The following is a 21,977-nucleotide window of genomic DNA, read 5'->3' as shown; positions in this document are numbered from 1 at the left end:
ATAATCTGTTTTTTCAGGAAATTTTATCAGGGCAAAATTTATTATATTTTCCCATATTCCGCCGTTAAAATCAATAATAACCTAAAAAAAGCACAAAAATACCTGTTTTCTCCAATTAGCTTCTTTTTAAATCGGCCATAAAATGCGACAGCATGCCGCGGATGCGTTTTACCCCCTGCTTCTGCAAACGGTAAATATGCCCGAGGCTTACATGGATGCTGTCTGCCATATCGGCAGCGCTGCGGTCTTCCAGATAAATGCCCGTCAGCACCTGCTGTTCCTTGGCGGGCAGACGCTGCAAAGCCTGAGCCACCCTGTCTGTAATCATATTCAGCTCGGCTTCTTCAAACGGCGTCCTGCCGGAAGCAGCCAGCACATCAGCCCAGGCAATGCCTGCCGCATTGGTATCGTCCAGCGAAAAACTTCTCGCGCCGTCCTCCACATGCAGAAAATCAAGCATTCTGCCACGGATGCGGTGCACGGCAAATACGCTGAAGGCAATGCCGCGTTTATAATCATAGCGCTCCGCAGCCTCCAAAAGCCCAAGCATGCCCTCCTGCACAAGCTCCATCGTCTGCTGCTCGGGCAGCTTAAACCCGGCCGCCGTTTTAAACACCAGCGGCTGGTAAGACGTCATCAATTTATTATACGCCTCTTGGTCACCTCCGGCATAGAGCTGCCAAAGCTCCGTTTCTTCCTCACGGGAAAGCAGCGGTGTTTTCTGCAGCTCTGCCAGATATTCTTTCAGCATGGGCATACCTTCCTTAAATATTAATTAAACATTCTTAAAATTTACTTAAAAAGTAACTTTATATTCAACGCCATACCAGTCTTCGGTGGTATCGTAATCTTTGTTGCGTTCATAGTTAATGCTCATATGGCGCGAAATATCATACTGGGCAAAAATGCTTTCATGTTCGCTGTCGGAACTTACCGTATAGCCGACAAGCAGATTATCCGTCAGATACTTGCTTACCAGAATATTATACTGGTCTTTTTCATCCTCGGTAAGCTCGCCTTCTTCACGCCCAAGGCTGTGCCCCGTGCGCAGGCGTCCGGAATAAATCATAAATTCATTGAGCCCAAGCGTTTCCTTAAAGATTTCTTCCACGTCGCCCAGCACCGTCATTTCCAGGCCTACCGTCATCAGGTTCTGGAAGTCATCCTGCGTTACGCCCTGGTTTGTGCCGGTTACTTCGCGCTGCAAAGTCAGCATTTTTATAATCTGGTCTTTGGTCAGCGCCGGGTCACTGCGCAGAATCATTTCCATCTGCTCAAGCGGCCCCGTAACGCGCAGGAAAATATCATAGCGCCTGAAGCGCGTAGTAGCATCGAGATTTACTGTCGGCAGCACATCGCCGGGCACCGGCCATGCCACCGAAGCATTGTGAATTTCAAACGGCGTGCGCAGATAGGTTATGGTTCCCTTATCCACCTTAACGTTGCCGTCTATATTAGTATACACTGTACTGCCGGTAACATGCAATCCTCCGGAAAGCCACAAATCGTACAAATATTTGTTGTAAAGGTGAATATCCGGTCCAAGTGTTACCTTAACATCCAGCCCGTAGTTGCTGCTGCCTTCTGAAAGTTCCGGTATCGTAGGCATATTGACAAGCACGTCGTCCAGACGGATATCTGCCTGAATATGCGGGCGGTAGCCAATGCCGCCGCGGCGGATGCCTTCTTCCGTATCGGTGCGGATAAAATAGCGCTGCGGAATAATACCCGCCGTGCCGTTAATACGCCCCGAGAAAATTTCCGAAGCGATTTCCGCATCTTTAAAGACGGCGTTGATGATATAGGTTTTATCTTCCTGTGCGCGCAGGGCGTAGTTGCCGGAAGCTGTTACCGTGCCTTTGCCCATCTGCACCGAAAATTCATTCAGCTGAATGTCGTTGCCGGTAAAGTCAACGTCAAGATTAATATTGTCAAATACCGTATACGCATCCTTCAGTTTCATTGAACCGCCGTGAAGAGTTACTTCGCCGTAAACAAGCGGTTCTTCCAGCGTACCGGCCAGAGTTATCTGCCCAAGGGTTTCGCCAACGCCCCACTCAACCATCGGGGTTAAAAGGTGCAGCAGCCCAAGGCGCGCATTATCAAGGTTAACCTTGATATTCATGGATGCTGCCGGATTGCGGCGCTGCTCTGTGCTGCGCAGCAAATCAAGCGGTATATCGCCGCTGGCGCTTAATTTATAAATATCTTTGTTCAGCTGGGCGTTTTCAAGGCGCAGCGTATCGTTGGCAAGGCTCAGTTTCGCCGTCAGGGCATCAAAGCCGATGCCTTCAACATCTCCGTCAACAAGGTCTATATCCGCATTGCCCTGCGGATTTTCCAAACTGCCGTTCAAAGCAAGCGACATATCAACTTTGCCGTTTAATTTTACCGGGGCATCCATCAAAGCCGTAATTATAGCCGGGTTTGCATGCTGCGCCGAAGCGCTGATATTAAGTTCATGCGTATGCAGGTTTACCCAGCCGCCGGCATTTACGGAACCAGGAGTTTCTTCCACGACCGCTTTGCCGTTTGTTTCCGGAGCGCTTTCGGTAAGTTTCAGTTCGTCAAAACTTAAAATTCCGTTTTGCAGGCGTCCTTTAAAGCGCATGGAATCATAGCTCAAATCTTTAACTTTTATCTCGTAAACACGCATGTCGGCAAAAATGCCGCTGCCCCTGCCGCGCGGGTTAATCTTCAGGTGACCGTCTGCCAACCCGTCAATATCAAGTTCCACGCGTGCCATTTTTAAAATAGAGCGCAAATTGCCGTAAATAAAATCGACATTGCCTGTTAATGTGCGTTCAACGGCATCCAGAGAAAGCTCGGCTGCAAACCTGCCGTCGGGCGACTGTTCAAACGACGCCTCCACGCGGTTATTATGCCTGCCGTCCGCAGTAAGCGTACCAAGAATGTTTTTAAGTTCTTCGCCGTTAATAAACACCGCATCACTGCTGATGCTGCCGTTAAATTCCGGATGCGTAAGCGTGCCGGCAAGGCTGCCCTGGGCGTTAACAAAGCCGTCAAGCGCTACGGTCTCGTCGCTGATGGGCAAAGCGCCCAAATCCATATCGGTTATATCAAGAGTAAAATTAAGGTTCTGTGCCGCATCCATAGTGCCGCTCAGCGAAGCCTCGGTGGAAAGCGCCTTAATATAGCCTTCGGTAAGGCGCAGGCTGCCGTCGGGCGCATAATAATAGCGTCCGCTGATTTTGTCTATCAAAAAGCCTTCAGCACTGCCGTCAGTCAAAAGCAGGCTGCCTTCAATTTCCGGCGAAGATATCGGGCCCATAACGCTTACTTCGTTATCAATATTGCCCGTAAGTTTAACACCAAGCGCTGCAGCTGCTACTAATGGCTCAGCGCGGATGCCTTTGGTGCTTATGGTTACGCTTACCACAGGTTCTGCACCGCCGATATCCACCATGCCGTTAATAAGGTTATACCCCTGTTCCATGGCAACGCGGTAATCAGTTAAGTGCAGCACACTGCCGGACATGTCAATTTTACCGTGTGCTTCGGGGAATACCAGCCCCGCAATATGCACGTTTTTAACCTGCGTATTGGCGTAAAAATTAATGCCGTTCAAATCGCCGCCAAACTTAAATCCGGCGGTTGCCGTGCCGCTGCCGTTTTGCCCAACTGCCGTAAAGAAGCTGTCCAATGGGAAATTAACCATTTTGCCGCTGCCGCTGAAAGACCCGTCAAACATAACGCTGCCTGTCAGGTTCAGCGCGCCGCCGTCGCCCGCAAAAGCCGCAAACTTTTCAATTTCGCAGCTTTCACTGCCAACCAGCGCTTCAAAATCGACATCGCTCATCTGCAAATCACGCCAGCCAAGGCGTTCCATATTACCGGCAACAGTCAGATTTGTTTCTCCTTTTACGCCGGTCTGCCCGTGAATGGCAAGCAAACCGTCCAAATCAACAGTATCATCTTTAAACCCTTCCAAAGCAAAATCCGTAATGCCGGAAGCGTTTAAAACGGCAAAAACTTCGCCGTCTTTAATATTGTATTCGCCGTCAAGGCGCAGATGGCCCTGAGCCACATCCACACCGGCTTCATCAAGCATTATGCGGCTGTCCACAATGGTAAAGGGCAAATTCAGATTGGTAAATTCTTCGCCCTGCAAAGCAAGTTTTGCCGCTTTAATTTCACCCTTGCCCTGAATTCTTTCAAGGTCGTTAAAATCTACATCGCAGTTTATCTGCGCCGTATTTCCGTCAACGGTAAGCGCCAAATCTTCAAGCTTTACCTCACGTCCGTCAGCCTCAATGCTGCCGGCCAGTTCAACAGGCAGCTGTTCGCCGCCAGGCAGTGCTTCCGCCGCAAGCTGAATGCTGCCCTTGCCGCTTAAACTTGTATTTTCGCCGTCGTTTTCCCATATGAGGTTCAAGCCGTCAACTTCACCGGCAAGTTTCTGCACAGGTGCGTAAGCGGCAGCAAAACCGCCAAAGTCCGTTAACGTAAATTTTTCTGTTTTTAAAGCCAGCCGCCCATGGGCATTGCTGTCTACCACACCGGCAATTTTTAATTCTTCGCCGCCGTAAGCCACAGTGCCGTCAACGGCGAAATTCGGGTTGCCGCTGCCGTCAAGAGAAGCGTTAACGCCAAAATTCCAGCTCCCATGCGGAGTTTCTACCGATACGTTACCATCTTCAATAGCAAGGTAGCCGTAAAAAGGCGTTTCCGAAGAATCGGAAGGCTTTAAAAAGTTACGCAGGTTCCACTCATCTTTGGCGTTCATTTTTAAATACAGCTGCGGACGCACCAGCTCTATATCCGACAGCGCGCGTGCAGGCGCAGCAAGAACCTGCAAAGGCGAAACGGAAAATCTCGCCTCCGGCACCTGCGCAATGCGCTCTCCGTCCGTGCTGCTTACCTGTAAACCGTAAGCAGTAAATTGCAGGCGGCCGTTCCAGTCAAAACGCTCTACCGTAACGGTGCCGTTTATATAATTTTGCGACATGGTTTTTACAAGCTCCGGTACCTGCGCCAGATACTGCGGTGCAATAAATTTAACTGCCGCCGCATAAAGCGCTGCCGTCACCGCCAAAACCAGCAGGAATATTTTCCAAAATCTGTTCATATCTGCCTCCGCAGAAAAAATTATAATTTGACAGTTTATGTATTCTACGTTAAAAATAATCTTCCTGCTGTTTCAAAACAGAAAAAGCATTACACCTTAAATTTTACAAGATGTAATGCTTTTCAATACAAATTAGTTTAATTTTATTCTGCTGTCTGTTCAGCAGCTGCCGTATTTCCGTTTTCGGCAGCGGTGCTTGCAGCATTTTCAGCAGCAGGCTGTTCTGCGTCAGCAGTGTTTGCCGGTGTTTGTGCGCTGTCACTAGCAGCGCTTTCAGTTTGAGCTGCTGCGTCAGTACCTGCACTCTGCGCATCAGCGGCTTGTGCAGCAGTATCTTCAACCGGTTCGGGGAAGGTTCTCGGTTCCGGTACGGGAACACCTACGCCCATGGAAGTATTGAGTGCCGCTTTAGAAGTGTTGTAGTTATAGAGAGCCTGGTAATAGTTGGTTTTTGCCTGCGTCAAGGCTTCCTGCGCATCCATAACATCGATATTGGTACCAACGCCCGCCTGATAACGTACAACTGCAATGTGGTAATCTTCTTCCGCACTTGCTACGGCAACCTGCGTAGTAGTAATGCGTTTTTCAGCCTCGCGCAGGTTAAGGTAATCTGTGCGTACTTCAAGTTCAACGTTATCTTTTATCTGGCGCTGGGATTCCTTTGCTTTGGCAAGGTTTTCCTGCGCTGCATGAATCTTAGACCACGTTACGCCGCTATCAAACACGTTCATGCTTGCAGTTACGCCAACGCTCCAGTTTTCATCGTCGTCCCCCGGCCAGTCGCTGCCGTTGCCGCCCCAGTTGTTGCTGGCATTAGCGTATACCTTAGGCATATGCCCGCTGCGTGCAACTACCAGTGCCGCTTCTGCCGAATCTATGGCGTATTCAGCCTGTTTCAGTTCAGGGCGGTGCTGTTCGCTGTAAGCCAGGCAGTAAGCCATATCGTTTTCGTAAGGCTCATACTGCAGCCTGTCCTTCAACAAAAGAGTAGTGCCAAGCGGTGTGCCGATAATGTTATTTAAAGTAGCTTCAGCAACATCATATTGGTTGGAAGCGGTAATATAGTTCTGCTGTGCATTAGCAAGCTCAACTTCACTGCGCAGTACGTCTGCACGCGCTACAATGCCTACATTGTACTGGGCAATAACATTATCCAGATGTGCCTGCAAACGGTCAACCGATTCCTGGCGCAGAGCTTTCATGTTGGTTGCGTTAAGCATATTAAAATAACCGGTGGTTGCGGTTTCCTTCATTTCATTATAAGCCTGTTCTTCAGCGGAAAGCATACTGCGGTAATTAGCCTTGGCCTGGCCAATCTGCCCCTGCAGTTCTCCGCCCGTAAAAATAGGCAGGCTGGCAGTAATGGAGTTGCTGTGGCTGTTGCCTATGCTTTTAGTCCAGGTTGTTCCTCCTCCAACATTGCGCCAAGCATAATCAGCATAACCGCCGCGCCCGGAATCATGGCTCAGGCTGATGCTGATGCCGCGCGCCCCTTTAGCAGCACTGTAATCAGCTTTAGCAGCTTTTCTGTTGTATTCTGCAATTTTTACACTCGGATTGGTAAGCAGCGCCCTCTGGATGGTTTCTTCCAAATCCAGTTCCAAAGTAGCGGCAAAGACGGACTGGGAGCACAGCACGCTTAATGCAGCCGTCAGTGCCAGCACGTTTTTTGCTTTTTTATAACTGAACATTTCATTTACCTCCAATCATTGACTGATTAGTCAGTGCTTAAATTTTATATTTTTTAACCCTAAAAGTCAACTGTTTTTTCAAAAGTTAACAAACTTTTAAAAATAGGTACGCACACCAACATAGGTGTTACTTTTGCTGCCGTGGCGCAAATCGGTCTGCTCGCCCAAAAGCGAGAAATTATCGTTAATTTTAAGCTCGCCGCCAAGTTTTACTTTGGTATCGTCAAAATCATATACCTGCGTATAAAGGCGGAAACGGTCGGCTATATTGTAGCCAAGCCCCACGCCGAACTCGCCCTGCATGCTGCCCATGCTTACATCGGCGGCGTCAAACTGCTTGCCAAACTGTAAATCCAGCTTGTTGCTGTCGCCAAGGTCATAGCCGCCCAGGTAAAAAAAAGTGTCGTCCTGCGGGCGGAAGGTTACGCCCAGATTGCTGCGCCAGTCGCCGCCTTCCGCGCTGTGTGTAACGTCGGCGCTTATTTCTGCCGTTTCAAGAACGCCCAGCATGCGGTTGGCTTTTTCGCTTGCCTCGCGTGCATTATGCAAAGTGGCTTTTAAATCGTCTTCGGTCTGCGGGTCGCTGGCAACTTTTTCCAAAAGTTTGCTGGCTTCTTCAATTCTGGCACTTGTTTTTGCCATGTTCTCTACAATTACGGCAAAATTCTGCCCGGTATGCCCGGCATTAACCTCGCCGATAATATTCTGCATACTGTCGGCCGTTGCGTTCATCCGCGCCGACATTTCGCTCAACTGCTTAACCATGCTGTTAATCTGCTGCTGGTTGTCAACCGCCACATCAGCCATTACCTTGGTAAAAGTATTCATGTTGGCGCTGATGTCTTTCATATTGATGAAACCCTCACGCAGCGACTGCTGCACTTCCGGGTCGCCAAACACATTGTCAAGAGCATCGGCAATGTTTTCCAGTTTTTCAAGCGCATCGCTGGACGCGCTCATAAAGGTGTCAAACCCGCCTCCGGGAACGCCTTTAACCCTGTCGCCGTCCTCCAGAAAAGCGCTTACCGCACGCGGCGGCGGCTGAATATCGACAAATTTTTCTCCTAAAATGCCGTCGGAATTAATGGAAAACGTCGATTCCTGCGGAATGCGCACATTGTCGTTAATTTCGGCGGTAACTTCAATCCCGTCCTCGTTAACGGCAAGGCCTTTAACGGTGCCTACCTGCACACCGGCATAGCGCACCATGTTGCCCTCCATCAGCCCGGCAACCTGCGGGTAATCTATTGTAATGTCGTATTTGTCACTGCCAAAGCTGAATGTTCCCAGAAAGGTTATCATCGCTGCCAAAATTGCGGCTCCGCCCAGGGTTATTGCGCCTACTTTAACTTCGCTGGAACTCATTTTATCACCTGCTCTTTAATCTCGCGCCCTTCTATAAAGGCCTTCACAATCGGGTTGGTGCTGTTTTTCATTTCTTCCGCCGTGCCTATGGCAACGATATGCCCTTCATAAAGCATTGCCACGCGGTCAGCCGCGTAAAACGCCGACTGCATGTCATGCGTTACCAGCACCGAAGTTACATGCAGCTGCTCCTGCGTCTTTTTTATAAGCCTGCTGATATTGCGGCTCATAATCGGGTCAAGCCCGGCCGTCGGTTCGTCATACAAAACTATTTCCGGGTTTACGGCAATGGCGCGGGCAAGCCCCACACGCTTTTTCATGCCGCCGCTCAGTTCCGCCGGGTATAAATCCTGCGTACCGGGCAGGCCAACCAAATCAAGCATCTGCGTTACAATGCCCTGTATTTCTTCATCGCTCTTATCAGTATGCTGGCGCAGCCCGAAAGCGACGTTTTCACCCACCGTTAAAAAGTCAAACAGTGCCGAATACTGAAACACCATGCCCATTTTCATGCGCAGGCGGTTCCAGCCGTCCTCATCAAGCCCGCTTACATCTTCGCCCTGAATGAAAATCTGCCCTCCGTTTGGCTCCAGAAGCCCTATCATCGAGCGCAGCACCGTACTTTTGCCGGTGCCGGAAGGGCCAAGCACCGCCAGCGTTTCGCCCTTGTAAACGTCAAGGTCAATATTGTCCAGCACCGTATGCGTGCCGAAGGTGATATTCAATTGGCGCAAACTGATAACCGCTTCTGCCATTTAATTTACCTCATACATACAGCACTGCCGATAAAAAGTAGTTGGCAATAAAAATTAAAATTATCGAAAGCACTACGGATTCCGTCGTGGCAAGGCCTACGCCTTCGGCACCCTGTTTGGCGCCCAGCCCCTTATGGCTTGCAACGATGGCAATAATGCCGCCGAAAACCATGCTTTTAAGCATACCGCCGGTAACATCAAAAATATCGGCAAATACTTTAATGGAATTAACATATGTAAAATTACTGATGCCTGCGTAATAATGGGCAACCACCCAGCCGCCGATATTGCCGATGCCGTTGGCAAAAACAATAAGCACGGGCATCATCAGCACTGCCGACAGAAAGCGCGGTACTACAAGGTATGTTATCGGGTTGGTGGCCATTACTTTTAAGGCGTCAATCTGTTCGGTTACCTTCATGGTGCCAAGCTCTGCCGCTATGGCAGCGCCTATACGCCCGGCAACAACCACGCCGGTAAGCACGGGCACAAGCTCGCGCCCAAGCGCGATTGCCACTATGCCGCCAACGGAGGACGCTGCGCCGAAACGCACAAATTCCGTTGCCGTCTGCAGGGCAAAAACCATGCCAGTAAAAAGTATCGTCATCAGCACAATGGGCAAAGAATCGGCACCGAGCCTTGACATCTGCCGTATGGTTTCCCTGGCATCTGCATTTTTCAGCCGCGCAGCCGTATCCAGAAACAGCTGCATTATGCGCCCTGTATCGTGGCACGACCTGATGACAAAACCGCCCACGGCCGCACATATTTTTTTCAGCATCGGCCTCTTCCTTTCCCAAAAAATTTAAGTTATTTTTATATAATTCAAGATAAAGCAAAAATTCCCTGCTTATTTTAAACCGGGCTTTTTAACGTTTTTGTAAATTTTTCAGCCGGTAACTTCAACCATAATGTCTGCCGTGCCGTCCACGATAAAATTCATGGTTGTTTTCTGCTTGGCAGGCGTGCCCGCAAGAGCCGCTGCAAAGCCGGTATCCTGCTGCTGCGCTGCCATATCCGGGTCCAGCAGGGCCGCTATGTCCACAATAATTTCGTTATTCTGGTCCGCATTGTTAATATCGGCAATAAAGTCTTTTAAAGTGCGGCGCTGCGGCTTTTTGGCAGCCGGTATGCCTTCTTCCTGCTGGCGTTTCATCAGTTCCTGCATCCACGCCAGGCTGCTGCCCCCGCGCACATTCAGCGCCATTTTGCCCGGGCGCTGCTGTTTTGGCACGGTAAATTTAACCGTTCTTGTAAATTTTTCCGCACGGTAAGGCTGCAGTTCCACATCAATGGCCAGTTCTTCGCCTGCACGCACGTTAAGCTTCTGCGGCCGCGCGGAAATTATTTCCGCAACTTTCGGCTCGGTGCCGAGCACCACATTTGCCTCTATGTTATAAACATCAATTTTTTCAAACTTATTCTGCGCCAAAAGCGTTGCCGCCTGCACCAGTTCCTGGCTTATCATTTTTAAAATGCCGGCATCCGCATAATACATATTTTCGCGCTGAATTTTAATTGGTTCGCCGCCGGCGCTGCGCCCGTCAATACGGAAATTAAAACGTGCCGTGCCGCCGCCTTCCCTGTCAGCAACGCGCGTAACGGTGTTGTAGGTTACGGCGTCAACCATCGAAGGCAAAAGCGCGTCGTCGTCAATAAGCTCCGTGCGCGCACTGCCGTTAACGCCGCGCGAAGAATCGGTAACGGAAACATACATAGGTATTACCTTCGGCGGAGCGCCTATTTGGGCCGCAATACCAGCGCCGCGGTCCTGCGTTACGGTGCCTATGGTTGCCCCGAGGTTGCCAACTTTATAAGCGCTTTGCAGATTAGGCAGCGAAGCCAGAATCCAGGCCCGCTCCAGAAAATAATTGCTGTCGCCGCGCTGCATAAAGGGATGCCCGAAAGCAAGCAGGCTGCCGTCATCGCCAACCCAGGTTACAGTGCCCAGTGCGCCAAGGCGGATATCGCCGCGGATTAAGGAAACGCCGATAGCGCTGCCCGGTTCAATGGGCTTGTCGGAATTAAAACCGCCGCTGCCGCCGGCTCCGGTAGCCTCCAGCCCCAAAGGCGCAAGTTTGCTGTTTAAATAGTCAAGCCCTTTGGGCGTAAAACCGCCCGCCATCAGCATTGTGCTTTTGGGCACAAGCTCGGAAGGGCGCGGGCTTGTTTCGTTCAGTAAATCAAGCATCCGCCCGATAGGCGTTAAAAAGCAGTAATGAGGGTCGTTAAACTCTTTGCCGAAAGCAACGGCGCCAACCAGCCTGCCGTTAATATAAACCGGACTGCCGCTCATGCCCTGCGCAACACCGCCGCTTTTTTCGATAACGTCGCCGCTTGTGCGCACAAGTATGCTGTACCCTCCGGCTTCGCTGCCGGTAACGCCGATAACTTCAACATTAAAGTTTTCGATATTGTCGCCGTTAATAACCGTTTTGCCAATGCCCTGCATGCCCGGGCGTATATCTTCCACCGGCATCAGCGGCACATTGGCAGCGCATAATAAAGGCAAACTGAATATAAGCAAAATACTAAAAATAAAAAGCAATAATTTTTTTGTGTTCATAAAGTCCCCACATCGCAAATAATGCAAAACCGGCCTGGGCATAAGCCGCACGCCGGTTTAATTCCGTTTAAGCAAAACAGCCGCACGCAGCCTTGGCATGCATGGCTATATTATACTATTTTAAAAATTTTCTGGCAAGCGTCAGCCTTTGGTAGGAAACACGCCCAGGCCTACGCTGACAGGCCTTTCCCTTCCGTCAGAAGGAGTATTTAAAATTTTTCCGTCCAGCACCATTTCGCTGCTGCCGCCGCCGTCAAAGTTAACGGCCTGCCATGCGCCGAGTTTTACAAGGTATGCAGCAAGCTCCTGCAAAGTCATCCCGGCAGAACTGCTGCTGCGTCCGTCCACAACCAGCAGAATAACGGTGCCGTCTTTTTTTACGCCTGCAGCAGTGCGGGGCGCACGCCCGCGGGCAATATCGTAGGCAATGTTTTCTTCCGCGCTGCGCACGTCAGCCCTGCCCTCCGCTACCAGCGAAGGCCCTGCGCCCACAACAAGTTCCGCTTCATCCGCGGTTTCATTGCCAAGCGTTTCACGCAGGCGCACGCGGTCGCCCACCTGTACGCGCTCCAGCACTTTTGCGGCCATGCCGTGCCCCGAAAGCACAACGCTGTCCTTATCAAGCTTCATGTTGCCTGCGCTGCTTACTTCCGTAACACGCCCGTTAGCGGCAATGCGTACCTCATAGCCGTACCGGTTGGTTTTTGTGCTTGGCCCGTAATAATGCGTGTACATCACTACGTCATCGGCAATGCGGCTGCGGTTAATACCCTTCACATCCAAAAACGTACCCAGTTTCGGGAAAAACGCACGCCCTTCATAAGCCAAATCCTGCATTACCATCGGCTTGCCGCCTGCAACAACCAGTGCGCTGCGCGGCTGGCTTTCCATGCCGAGCCATTCGCCGTCGAGCTTTAAGTTGCCGATAATCCAGCCGTCCGAATCAAAATACGAAGCGTTAACTGCCGCACGTGCACCGACGGCTTTGGCTGCCTTAAGCAAAGTTCCGCGGCCGTTTTTGTTAACCGCGCCGCTGAACGGTTTTAAAATATAGCGGTTTTTCGGGGCGATTTCCAAAATATTTACTTCCACCGGCAAACCGTTCATGTCCTCGCGGCGGTAAATATGCGTCAGGCCTTTGCCCATATCGCTGCTGGTAGATTCCACGCGGATGCGGAAAATATCCAGCACCAGACGGTTGGGCTGCTTCAGCACAAACACCTTGTGCTGCGCTTCGCTGTTTAAATCAACAATCAGGCGTGTTTTATCGCCCTTTTCCTGCAAGCGGGCCTTTTTAATAATCGGGTCTTTAACCCTGGAAACAATATCGTCGTCTACTTTTGCATCAAATTCCAGCACAAGCTGTTTTTTGGTGTTCTTAACTTCTTCATATTCAACCTTGCCGTCCAAATCCACAACAAAACGTATTTTGCTGGGGCTGCTGCTGAAGCGGAAATTTTCAACCTCCGCCGCCATTGCGGAAAGCGGCACCATAACAACAAGCAGCGCCGCGGCAAGCAGCCTGCCGAATGTTTTTAACATAACCTACCTCCGTGAAAAAACAATACACAGCCCGTAAGCTGTGTATTATAAAACCTAACTAATCAGTCGTTGCCGACAACAGAACCCGGGCGCAGATTGTTCAGCTCGCTGAGCGCCTTGCCGGTGCCCAAAGCCACGCAGTCCAGCGGGTTTTCCGCAACCGTTGTTTTAATACCGGTTTCCTCAGTCAGCAGCTGTGCCAGTCCGTCAACCAGCGCGCCGCCGCCGGTAAGCACCATGCCCTTATCGACAATATCTGCCGAAAGCTCCGGCGGGCATTTTTCCAGTACGCCGCGGATGGTGCCGATAATGGAATAAACAGGTTCGCGCAGCGCTGCGCGTGCATCTGCCGAAGTTACCTTAATGGTAGTAGGCCTGCCTGCAATAAGGTCACGCCCCTGCACTTCCATATCCGTGCATTTGCCGTTGGAAAGCACGGTAGCCACGTTCATTTTTATTTTTTCTGCCGTTGGTTCGCCAATCAGCACGTTGTAAACTTTTTTTACATAGCGCACAATCGCTTCGTCAAAAGCATCGCCGCCAACGCGGATGGAAGAATCAACAACCACGCCGCCGAGGCTTAAAATGGCAATATCCGTTGTGCCGCCGCCGATATCAATTACCATGCTGCCGCTCGGCACGCTGATGTCAAGCCCTGCGCCAAGCGCCGCTGCAAGCGGTTCTTCTATTAAATAAGTTTTGGATGCGCCTGCCTGCATAGCAGCTTCCAGCACGGCACGTTTTTCTACCGAAGTAATGCCTGTCGGAATGCACACCATAATGCGCGGCTTGCTGAAAAAGCTCTTGCCGGCCACACGTTCCACCACAAATTCCAGCATTTTCTGCGTTACGGTATAATTGGCAATTACGCCCTCTTTAAGCGGACGGATAACGGAAATGCTTTCCGGAACCTTGCCAATCATATCGCGGGCTTCGTTGCCCACAGCCAGAATTTTATTTTTGCTTCTGTTAATTGCCACAACGGAAGGCTCGTTAAACACGATGCCCTTGCCCTTGATGTACACCAGAAGATTGGCTGTACCAAGGTCAATGCCTATATCTACACTGTTAAAAAACATACTTTCACCTACTTTTAATCTTTCGTGCCAACGCGCTTAATATCCGCGCCGAGCCTGGTCAGTTTAGCTGCAATTTCTTCGTAGCCGCGGTCGATATGGTAAATATCGCAGATTTCCGTTGCCCCTTCGGCTACAAGCCCCGCAAGTATCATTGCCGCACCGGCACGCAGGTCGGTTGCCCTTACGGTGCAGCCTGTTAAATGGGCCGGGCCGGTAATAACGGCGCTGCGCCCTTCTGTTGTAATATTTGCCCCCATGCGGTTCAGTTCAACCACATGCATAAAACGGTTTTCAAAAACAGTTTCGGTAATTTTGCTGCGCCCTTCCGCAACGGAAAGCATGGCCATCATCTGGGCCTGCATATCCGTAGGAAAACCCGGATACGGCAGGGTTTTAATATCAACGGCCTTCAGCCTGCCGCTGCCGACAACGTGAATACGGTCGATATCTTCTTCCACCAGCGCACCGGCCTCACGCAGTTTGGCAATCAGCGGCTTCTGATGTTCCGGCAGTACATTTTCAATAATCACATCGCCGCCGGTCATTGCCGCCGCAATCATGTAAGTGCCTGCCTCAATGCGGTCGGGAATAACGGAATGCTGCACGCCGTGCAGCTCGGATACGCCTTCAATGGTAATAACGTTGGTACCGGCGCCGCGCACACGCGCACCCATCTGGTTAAGATAGTTGGCAAGGTCTACAATTTCCGGTTCTTCGGCCGGATTTTCCAAAACCGTAGTACCGTTTGCCATTGCTGCCGCCATCATAATATTTTCGGTTGCGCCCACACTCGGAAAATCGAGATAAATATTGGCACCGGTCATGCCTTCTGGCGCAGAAGCTTCAATATAGCCATGCCCCTGTTCAATTTTTACCCCCAGTGCTTCAAAGCCTTTTAAGTGCAAATCAATCGGCCTTGTGCCGATAGCGCAGCCACCCGGCTGGGAAATACGGGCATAACCCTTGCGTGCCAGAAGCGGCCCCATAACAAGGAACGAAGCGCGCATTGAACGCACAAGTTCATAAGGCGCTTCGCAGGAGGTAATTTCCCTGCTGTCAATTTTCAGCGTATGCGGCTCGGAAGCGTCAACCTTGATGCCAAGGCATTCCAAAACCGCGCAAATTGTGCGCACATCCTCCAGCGCAGGAATTTCATCCAGCCTGCTCGGCGAAGTACCAAGAATAGAAGCGGCAATAATAGGCAGCACGGCATTTTTGGCGCCGCTTGTTTTTACTGTGCCTACAAGGCGGTTGCCGCCTTTAACTATCAATCTTTCCAACTGCAAACTCTCCTGTTCTTAAAATCCATTCTATCAAAAGTGCATACTTTTCAAAATAAATATTTTCTGTAGTAGTTTATCACTTTTTTTACAGCTTGGCAATCTCTGCCGGATAAAAAAACGCCTGCCGTTTTTCTTAACGGCAAGCGCTTTTCAAAACAAATTTTCAGGCAATCAGATACCGCGGTCCTGCATTTTCAAACGGTCTGCCAAAATATTGTAATGGGTTTCCATTTCCATAATTTCTTTTTTAATACCGGCGATTACATCCGGGTCTTCTTCAACTTTCAGGCGTTCGCGCAGTTCTTTTATGCCCTGCTTCAACTGAAACATTTTATTTCCGGATACAGCATTAATTACATCAGCCACAGTAATCAACTCCCATCATTCTTTGTATTTTTATTATACCAAAATATGGGGCTGTAAGCAAAGTTTTATTCAAATGTTTTTTATGAAAATTAAATATAATTTCACAAATTCCCATAAGAAGGATTTATGCGGCTTAAATATTTAAAATTTTCATTTGAACTTAAAATTTGTTTTTGCCGCGCAGCAAATTTTAAACCCTGCTGCTTACGGCATAACATTTTATACAGCTGCTGTAAGTAGTTTTTTATACAAAAAGCGGATGGCATAAGCCATCCGCTTTTAAAGCTTTCCGTATTAAACTTATTAAGGTTAAGATTAGAAAGTGAAGTACAGTTCGGAGAAGATTACCTGATCGTCTGCATCGCCAGTCTGAGCTTCGGTGTCATAGTAGTTAACTACGCCAACGATGTTTTTAGCGAATGCATAGCTTGCGCCAACTGCCCAGCCTTTGTAACCGCCATCTTTAGTAAAGGTAGTTGCATCGGTGGTCGGATTGATGTAAGCGTTAGCGGACTGGTCGAAGTAGCTTACATGCAGGCCATAGGAACCCGGTTCGTCAGCGGAAGCGCCTTTCCAGGCGAGGTCTGCATACCAGCCGTCTTTACCCGGTTTTTCGCCATTGTATTCATGATCTTTATCGCCCCACATATATTCAGCAGAAAGAACGAAGTCAGGAGCGAAGTTATAGCTTGCACCAATGTTCCAGATTTCTTTATCGCCAACTACATTGAAAGCACCATCATGCTCGCCATTCTTTTTATAATTCCAGTAGCCAGCATCGTTTGCTTTATAGTAGGTTACATATGCGTTAACTGCACCAAGGTCAGCTTCAACGCCTGCTACATAAAGACGGTCGGAAGAAGCTTCAAGATATTCTTCGGAAGGACCTTTAGCAGCGATACCGAATACTTTTACGTTATCGCCATAGGAAGCTTTAACGCCATCGATGTAGGAATCAAGTACGTTACCGGTATGGGTTACTTCGTCCCAACGGCCAGCCTGTACATCAATGCCGCCAACACGGCCGTTCAGATAAGCACGGTTCAGTTTAACTTCATCTTCACCGCTTTCGCTGTGCATGAATTCCTGAGTGTTCTGGAGCATGCCGGTATAGGTCCAGTCTTCGTTAACCTGGCCGGTTACCCACAGACGGGTACGAAGGTTGGATTCGTCAGCGTCGTTGTCGCGGCTTACATAGTTATAACGAATCTGGCCGGTGATTTTTACGTTGTCAGCTTTTTTCTCAAGGTTAGCAACGCGAACGCCGAGGCTGTCGAGTTCGTCAGCAAATTCAGCGGCTAATTTGTCTACGTTAGCGCCTTTTGCCATTGCTTTAGCAACAATCTGAGCCATTTCATAACGGGTCATCAGTTTGTCGCCGCCGTAGGTGCCGTCGGGATAACCGTCAACTACACCAGCAGCTGCCAGTTTGTTTACTGCGTCATAAGCCCAATGACCTGCCGGTACATCGGAGAACGGATTTGCGGCATAAGCGCTTGCAGTTACGCCAAGAGCCATAGCCATTGCGAGAACTAAAGATTTTTTCATTTTGCCATTCCTCCAGGGAAATAAATTTTTTACCCTTTCAGAAACCTTTTGCGCAAAACTTTCCGTTTCGGTTTTTTATGCGCGAGTTGCCGTGTTTCCTCTGCATCCAACCAATACAGTCCGCAAATTGCAAACGGTTTTTAAAAGGATGTGTACACTTTACCATAATTTCACAATGCCGTCAAGAACATTTTACAATTTTTAGTGAATTTTTATCAGTTTTTTCTGCATAGAAAAACAGGCAGCACATAAAGCGCTGCCTGTTTGTAAATAATTTTACATTATTTGCTGAAAGCGTCCGTTAACGGAGGAACAATCTGTTTTTTGCGGGAGAGTACGCCCGGCAGGTAGTAATGGCCTTCTGCTTCCGGTTTACCGAAAGCTTCCGTAACTTTTGCCTGGTTTACACCGGCAACCAGAAGGTCGGTAGCTTCGGAAAGAATGTCGGTTACCATCAGGAAGGACAAATCAAAGCCTTCGGTTTCGCGCATGGCTTCCAGTGCCGCTAAAAGTTCCGGCATTTTATCCAGCCCCTGCTGGCGGCCCATAATGTTAATCTGTGCCACGCTGGCTTTGGTTTCGCCGAAATCAAATTCTTTCAAATCGGTACGTACCAGTTCGTCCGCGGTTAAACGGGCAATAACGGAGCCCTGTTTCAGTTCTTCCATGGCATAGGCTTCCAAATCCTCAAGCCCGGCAATTTTTTGCAGTTTTGCCGCAGCGTCCTTATCCTGCTGAGTGGTGGTCGGGCTGCGGAAATACAGGGTATCGGAAATAATTGCCGATAAAAGCAGGCCTGCAATTTCGCTCGGCAGTTCCACTTTGTGTGCTTCTGCCATACTGGTAATAATGGTTGCCGTGCAGCCTACGGGTTCTTCGCGGATATAAATAGGAGCCGCGGTATGCAGGCCGCCCATGCGGTGATGGTCAATTACCTCAATGATTTCAGCTTCTTCGCTGCCTTCAACGGCCTGTGCGCGTTCGTTATGGTCAACAAGAATAAGCTGGGTTTTGTCGGGTTTCAGCAGGCGTACCTTGTCAATCATGCCAATGTAGCGGCCGCCTTCCACAACCGGGTAGGAGCGGAAATTGGTATCGAGCATGGCATTTTTAACATCGTCCAGAAGTTCGTTGTTGTTGAAGGAAACAACGCTTGTAGTCATTAAGTCTTTAACCGGTGCGTCCAGCAGCTGGCTGTAATCAACAGCGCCGGTTTCGTTTTCCTGTGCGCAAAGTTCTTTATAGAAGCATTTGGCAAGGTCGGTTACGGTAACAACGCCTTCAATGTTTTCCGGCGTGCCTACAGGCATGCAGCGCACGCCGTAGTCGGTAAACAAATGGCTTACCTCACGCAGTTTGGTTTCGCCGTTAAGCATGGGCACTGCAATCAGTTCCACATCTTTCAGACGGGGGTACATATCCTCAATTAAAACCGGTTCTTCCACGCCGAAATAATTAAGAACATACTGTGTTTCAGGGTTCAGCGCACCTGCGCGAGCCGCAACGGCATTAACGCCAAGCTGCCTTTTTAACCACGCATAGGCAACTGCGGAGCAGATAGAGTCCGTATCCGGGTTGCGGTGGCCGATGACATATACTGGTTTATCCACGTTCAGCACTTCCTTTTTGCAGGCAGACCTGGCTGCCGTAATGATTTTTAGTGTAATAATTATTATATCATAAAAAACTTTAAATTACCGCTGAAATTTTGTTTATTTGGCGCGTTTATCGCCCAGCGTTGCCAAAAGTTCCGCCGGGTTAATGTTATGGTAGGCCAAAAGCACAAGGCAGTCATACCACAGGCCGCTCATTTCGTCCAGCACTTCCGTCCTGCTGTCATTTTTAGAGGCAATAATGGTGCTCGAAGTATCTGCGCCAAGCTGTTTTAAAATTTTATCCTGTCCGGACATAACCAAATGCCTTGCAGCGGAATTATCGCCGCCGGACCGGCGTTTATAGCAGATTAAGCGGTAAATTTCGGCAAGTACGCCGTGAATGCCGTCAGGCTCTGGCACGGGCAGGCTGCCGCTTTTCCATACCGGCTGCGTAAATACGCCCAGCCCGCTGCGCCCAGGCAGTGCTTTTACCAGAAGCACCGTACCATTTTTGCCGGCAGTAATTTCCGTAACCGAAAAAGCTGCGCCGTCTTCCGCTGCGTTATAGGCTTTTTTTGTTTCCGGGTCATACAGCCACAGGCTGCCGTTTTCCGCCGTGCGCGCCAGTGCTTCGCCGTCCATTTTAACAAGCGCCAGCACCTCGTCCGTACCGGCATCCTGCACTATGGCGTTAATATAGCCGTGAACATTAAATTTTAAAGCTGCAAAATCAATTTTCATCTTTTCCGCCTTCTCTTAAAACGGGCATTACGGAGTTATACCCGTCCGCTCCGTATACCAGGCAGCGCTTTACGCGCGAAATGGTTGCCGTGCTGGCGCCTGTTTTCTCCACGATTTCTTCATAAATGCAGCCGGCATCAAGCATTCTGGCAACCTCCAGACGCTGCGCCATTGCTTTTAATTCGGTAATGGTACAAATATCTTCAAAAAAATTTGAGCATTGCTGTTCATCTTTTAAACTTAAAACAGCCCTAAACAGCTGCGCGGTTAATTTATCCCTGGTTTTTGCAGGCATGGCTGTCCTCCTTGGTTAACACCCGTAAAATTTTAAATTGGATATTTTCTATCCTTTCTTACTTTAATACTTTATTTTATAAAAAGTCAAGTAATTTTAACGGATTTTAAGAAAAATTTTATTGACAGATTTGTAAATAACGTGTATGATTGGTACATCAACTTCATACAAACATTCATCAAGAGTAGCCGAGGGACTGGCCCGATGACGCTACGGCAACCATCCTTAGTGAAACGGTGCCAAATCCAACGGAACATTCCGGCAGATGAAAGAGGTCTTAAAACTTGTACCCTTCACCTGTTCGTGAAGGGTTTTTTAGTACCTTAGAAAAGAAAGAGGAACACCGCATGATTGAATTAGTAAATGTAGAAAAAACTTACCACACCTCCTCGGGTGACATTCACGCCTTAAAGCGTACCAGCCTTACCATTAACCAGGGCGAAATTTTTGGCATTATCGGCCTTTCAGGCGCAGGCAAATCCACGCTTATCCGCTGCATTAACATGCTGGAAGTGCCGACCGCCGGGCAGGTTTTTGTAGACGGCGAAGAACTTACCGCCATGACGGAAACGCAGCTGCGCAAAGCACGCCAGAATATCGGCATGATTTTTCAGCATTTTAACCTGCTTGCCAGCCGCACCGTTTTTGACAACATTGCCTTTCCGCTGGAAATTCAGGGGCTTGGCAAAGATGAAATCAAAAAGCGCGTGGAACCGCTGCTGGAGCTTGTACAGCTTCAGGACCGCGCCGACCATTACCCCAGCCAGCTTTCCGGCGGGCAGAAACAGCGCGTAGGCATTGCCCGCGCCCTTGCCAGCAACCCGAAAGTTCTGCTGTGCGACGAAGCAACAAGCGCGCTTGACCCGCAGACCACCAAATCCATTTTGAATCTGCTGCGCGACATCAACCAGCGTTTAAACCTTACCATAGTAATGATTACGCACCAGATGGAGGTTGTAAAGGAAATCTGTGACCGCGTAGCCGTTATTGAAAACGGCAGCATTATAGAAGAAGGCAATATGGTGGATGTATTTACCAACCCGCAGAACCAGACTACCAAGGAATTTGTTAAGAGCGTCGATAAAAACACCCTTCCGGAATCACTTAAAAGCACGCCTGTCAGCAGGGAATACTTTGAAGGCGCAAACCTCGCCGTGCGCTTGTCCTTCTTCAGCGGCAACGCCGACAAGCCCATTGTTTCAGGCATGATTAAACGCTTCGGCGTAGACGCAAACATTATTTCCGGCAACACCGACCAGCTTAAAGACCGCATTTACGGCAACCTGCTGATTGTTATTGAAGGCCCGCAGAAAGCCCTCGAGGACTCGCTGGATTATTTAAACAGCCAAAATCTGCAAGTGGAGGTAATTGGTTATGTCAAATGAAATGATTGAACTTTTAATAAAATCCTTTTGGGAAACCGGCTACATGGTTGTTGCTTCCACCGTGCTGGCAAGCCTTATCGGCATACCGCTGGGCATTATCCTTACGGTAACGCGCAATGGGCATATTCTGCCGAATACCGTTATCAACTCCGTGCTGGGCGTTATTGTTAACGCCACCCGTTCCACCCCGTTTATTATTTTAATGGTAGCCATTATTCCGCTTACCCGTATGCTGGTTGGTTCTTCCATCGGCACTACGGCCGCCATTGTGCCGCTTACCATTTCCGCAGCGCCGTTTATTGCGCGCGTTATCGAATCTTCGCTGCTTGAAATTGACCACGGCGTTATCGAAGCCGCGCAAAGCATGGGTGCAAGCCCGATGCAGATTATTTACAAGGTTCTGCTGCCGGAAGCACTGCACTCCATCGTGCTCGGCATTACCCTTGCGGTTATCGCCCTTATCGGTTATTCCGCCATGGCTGGCGTGCTCGGCGGCGGCGGCCTCGGCGACCTTGCCATCCGCTACGGCTACCAGCGTTTCCAGCCGGATGTAATGATTGTTACCGTTGTTATCCTGATTCTCATGGTACAGCTCATTCAGTTTATCGGCGACACGCTCAGCAAAAAACTTAACAAAACCAAATTATAATGTTAGTAATTTATTTTAATTTTAATAT

17 protein-coding genes and 1 riboswitch are annotated in these 21,977 nt (G+C 49.4%); of the genes, 2 read left to right on the top strand and 15 right to left on the bottom strand.

The window, feature by feature from the left end:
• Positions 1-115: 115 nt before the first annotated feature.
• The 15 genes from M3079_RS06280 to M3079_RS06210 form a co-directional block, all read right to left on the bottom strand.
• Positions 116-751 (bottom strand): sigma-70 family RNA polymerase sigma factor, encoded by a 636-nt coding sequence (locus M3079_RS06280; RefSeq protein WP_249078045.1) that lies wholly within the window; start codon positions 749-751, stop codon positions 116-118.
• A gap of 45 nt (positions 752-796) precedes the next feature.
• Positions 797-5,089: a translocation/assembly module TamB domain-containing protein gene (locus M3079_RS06275; RefSeq protein WP_249078042.1), complete on the bottom strand. Its 4,293-nt coding sequence runs from the start codon at positions 5,087-5,089 to the stop codon at positions 797-799.
• Between the two features lie 143 nt (positions 5,090-5,232).
• Complete coding sequence (locus M3079_RS06270) at positions 5,233-6,780, bottom strand: TolC family protein (RefSeq protein ID WP_249078040.1); 1,548 nt, start codon at positions 6,778-6,780, stop codon at positions 5,233-5,235.
• A 96-nt stretch (positions 6,781-6,876) separates the two neighbouring features.
• A complete protein-coding gene (locus M3079_RS06265) occupies positions 6,877-8,145 on the bottom strand; it encodes an MlaD family protein (RefSeq protein WP_249078038.1) in 1,269 nt (422 codons plus the stop codon).
• Complete coding sequence (locus M3079_RS06260; RefSeq protein WP_021716771.1) at positions 8,142-8,900, bottom strand: ABC transporter ATP-binding protein; 759 nt, start codon at positions 8,898-8,900, stop codon at positions 8,142-8,144. The genes M3079_RS06265 and M3079_RS06260 overlap by 4 nt, the downstream gene beginning before the upstream one ends.
• 10 nt (positions 8,901-8,910) lie before the next feature.
• Positions 8,911-9,681: an ABC transporter permease gene (locus M3079_RS06255; protein WP_249078036.1), complete on the bottom strand. Its 771-nt coding sequence runs from the start codon at positions 9,679-9,681 to the stop codon at positions 8,911-8,913.
• Positions 9,682-9,789: 108 nt separating this feature from the next.
• Positions 9,790-11,466 carry a SpoIVB peptidase S55 domain-containing protein gene (locus M3079_RS06250; RefSeq protein WP_249078033.1) on the bottom strand — a complete coding sequence of 559 codons (1,677 nt, stop codon included), beginning with the start codon at positions 11,464-11,466 and terminating at the stop codon, positions 9,790-9,792.
• Positions 11,467-11,607: 141 nt separating this feature from the next.
• Entirely contained in the window at positions 11,608-13,008 is a 1,401-nt protein-coding gene (locus M3079_RS06245; RefSeq protein ID WP_249078031.1) for a phosphodiester glycosidase family protein, read from the bottom strand.
• Positions 13,009-13,070: 62 nt separating this feature from the next.
• Positions 13,071-14,087 carry a rod shape-determining protein gene (locus tag M3079_RS06240; protein ID WP_021716767.1) on the bottom strand — a complete coding sequence of 339 codons (1,017 nt, stop codon included), beginning with the start codon at positions 14,085-14,087 and terminating at the stop codon, positions 13,071-13,073.
• Positions 14,088-14,101: 14 nt separating this feature from the next.
• Positions 14,102-15,367, bottom strand: coding sequence for a UDP-N-acetylglucosamine 1-carboxyvinyltransferase (murA, locus tag M3079_RS06235; RefSeq protein WP_249078028.1), 1,266 nt, complete (start codon positions 15,365-15,367; stop codon positions 14,102-14,104).
• 174 nt (positions 15,368-15,541) lie between these two features.
• Positions 15,542-15,736 (bottom strand): hypothetical protein, encoded by a 195-nt coding sequence (locus tag M3079_RS06230; RefSeq protein ID WP_021716765.1) that lies wholly within the window; start codon positions 15,734-15,736, stop codon positions 15,542-15,544.
• A 315-nt stretch (positions 15,737-16,051) separates the two neighbouring features.
• The gene (locus tag M3079_RS06225; protein ID WP_249078027.1) at positions 16,052-17,284 is read right to left on the bottom strand and encodes an S-layer homology domain-containing protein; all 1,233 of its coding nucleotides are present in this window, start codon (positions 17,282-17,284) and stop codon (positions 16,052-16,054) included.
• 281 nt (positions 17,285-17,565) lie between these two features.
• Positions 17,566-18,894 carry a putative manganese-dependent inorganic diphosphatase gene (locus tag M3079_RS06220; protein ID WP_249078025.1) on the bottom strand — a complete coding sequence of 443 codons (1,329 nt, stop codon included), beginning with the start codon at positions 18,892-18,894 and terminating at the stop codon, positions 17,566-17,568.
• A 102-nt stretch (positions 18,895-18,996) separates the two neighbouring features.
• A complete protein-coding gene (hisE, locus tag M3079_RS06215) occupies positions 18,997-19,620 on the bottom strand; it encodes a phosphoribosyl-ATP diphosphatase (protein ID WP_249078023.1) in 624 nt (207 codons plus the stop codon).
• Positions 19,610-19,915, bottom strand: a complete 306-nt coding sequence (locus tag M3079_RS06210; RefSeq protein WP_021716761.1) for a YerC/YecD family TrpR-related protein — start codon at positions 19,913-19,915, stop codon at positions 19,610-19,612. Before M3079_RS06210 ends, hisE begins: the two co-directional genes overlap by 11 nt.
• A 172-nt stretch (positions 19,916-20,087) precedes the next feature.
• Positions 20,088-20,187: riboswitch (SAM riboswitch) on the top strand.
• Between the two features lie 75 nt (positions 20,188-20,262).
• Between M3079_RS06210 and M3079_RS06205 the strand changes: the two genes are divergently transcribed.
• Both M3079_RS06205 and M3079_RS06200 read left to right on the top strand, forming a co-directional pair.
• Positions 20,263-21,300, top strand: a complete 1,038-nt coding sequence (locus M3079_RS06205; RefSeq protein WP_249078021.1) for a methionine ABC transporter ATP-binding protein — start codon at positions 20,263-20,265, stop codon at positions 21,298-21,300.
• Complete coding sequence (locus M3079_RS06200; protein WP_249078020.1) at positions 21,290-21,949, top strand: methionine ABC transporter permease; 660 nt, start codon at positions 21,290-21,292, stop codon at positions 21,947-21,949. The genes M3079_RS06205 and M3079_RS06200 overlap by 11 nt, the downstream gene beginning before the upstream one ends.
• Positions 21,950-21,977: the final 28 nt, after the last annotated feature.

It is taken from the genome of Phascolarctobacterium sp. ET69, assembly GCF_023336935.1.
GTDB classification, from domain to species: Bacteria; Bacillota; Negativicutes; order Acidaminococcales; family Acidaminococcaceae; genus Fusicatenibacter_A; species Fusicatenibacter_A intestinipullorum.
The sequence above is the reverse complement of the archived record's forward strand: the minus strand, read 5'-3'. Positions and strand labels throughout refer to the sequence as shown.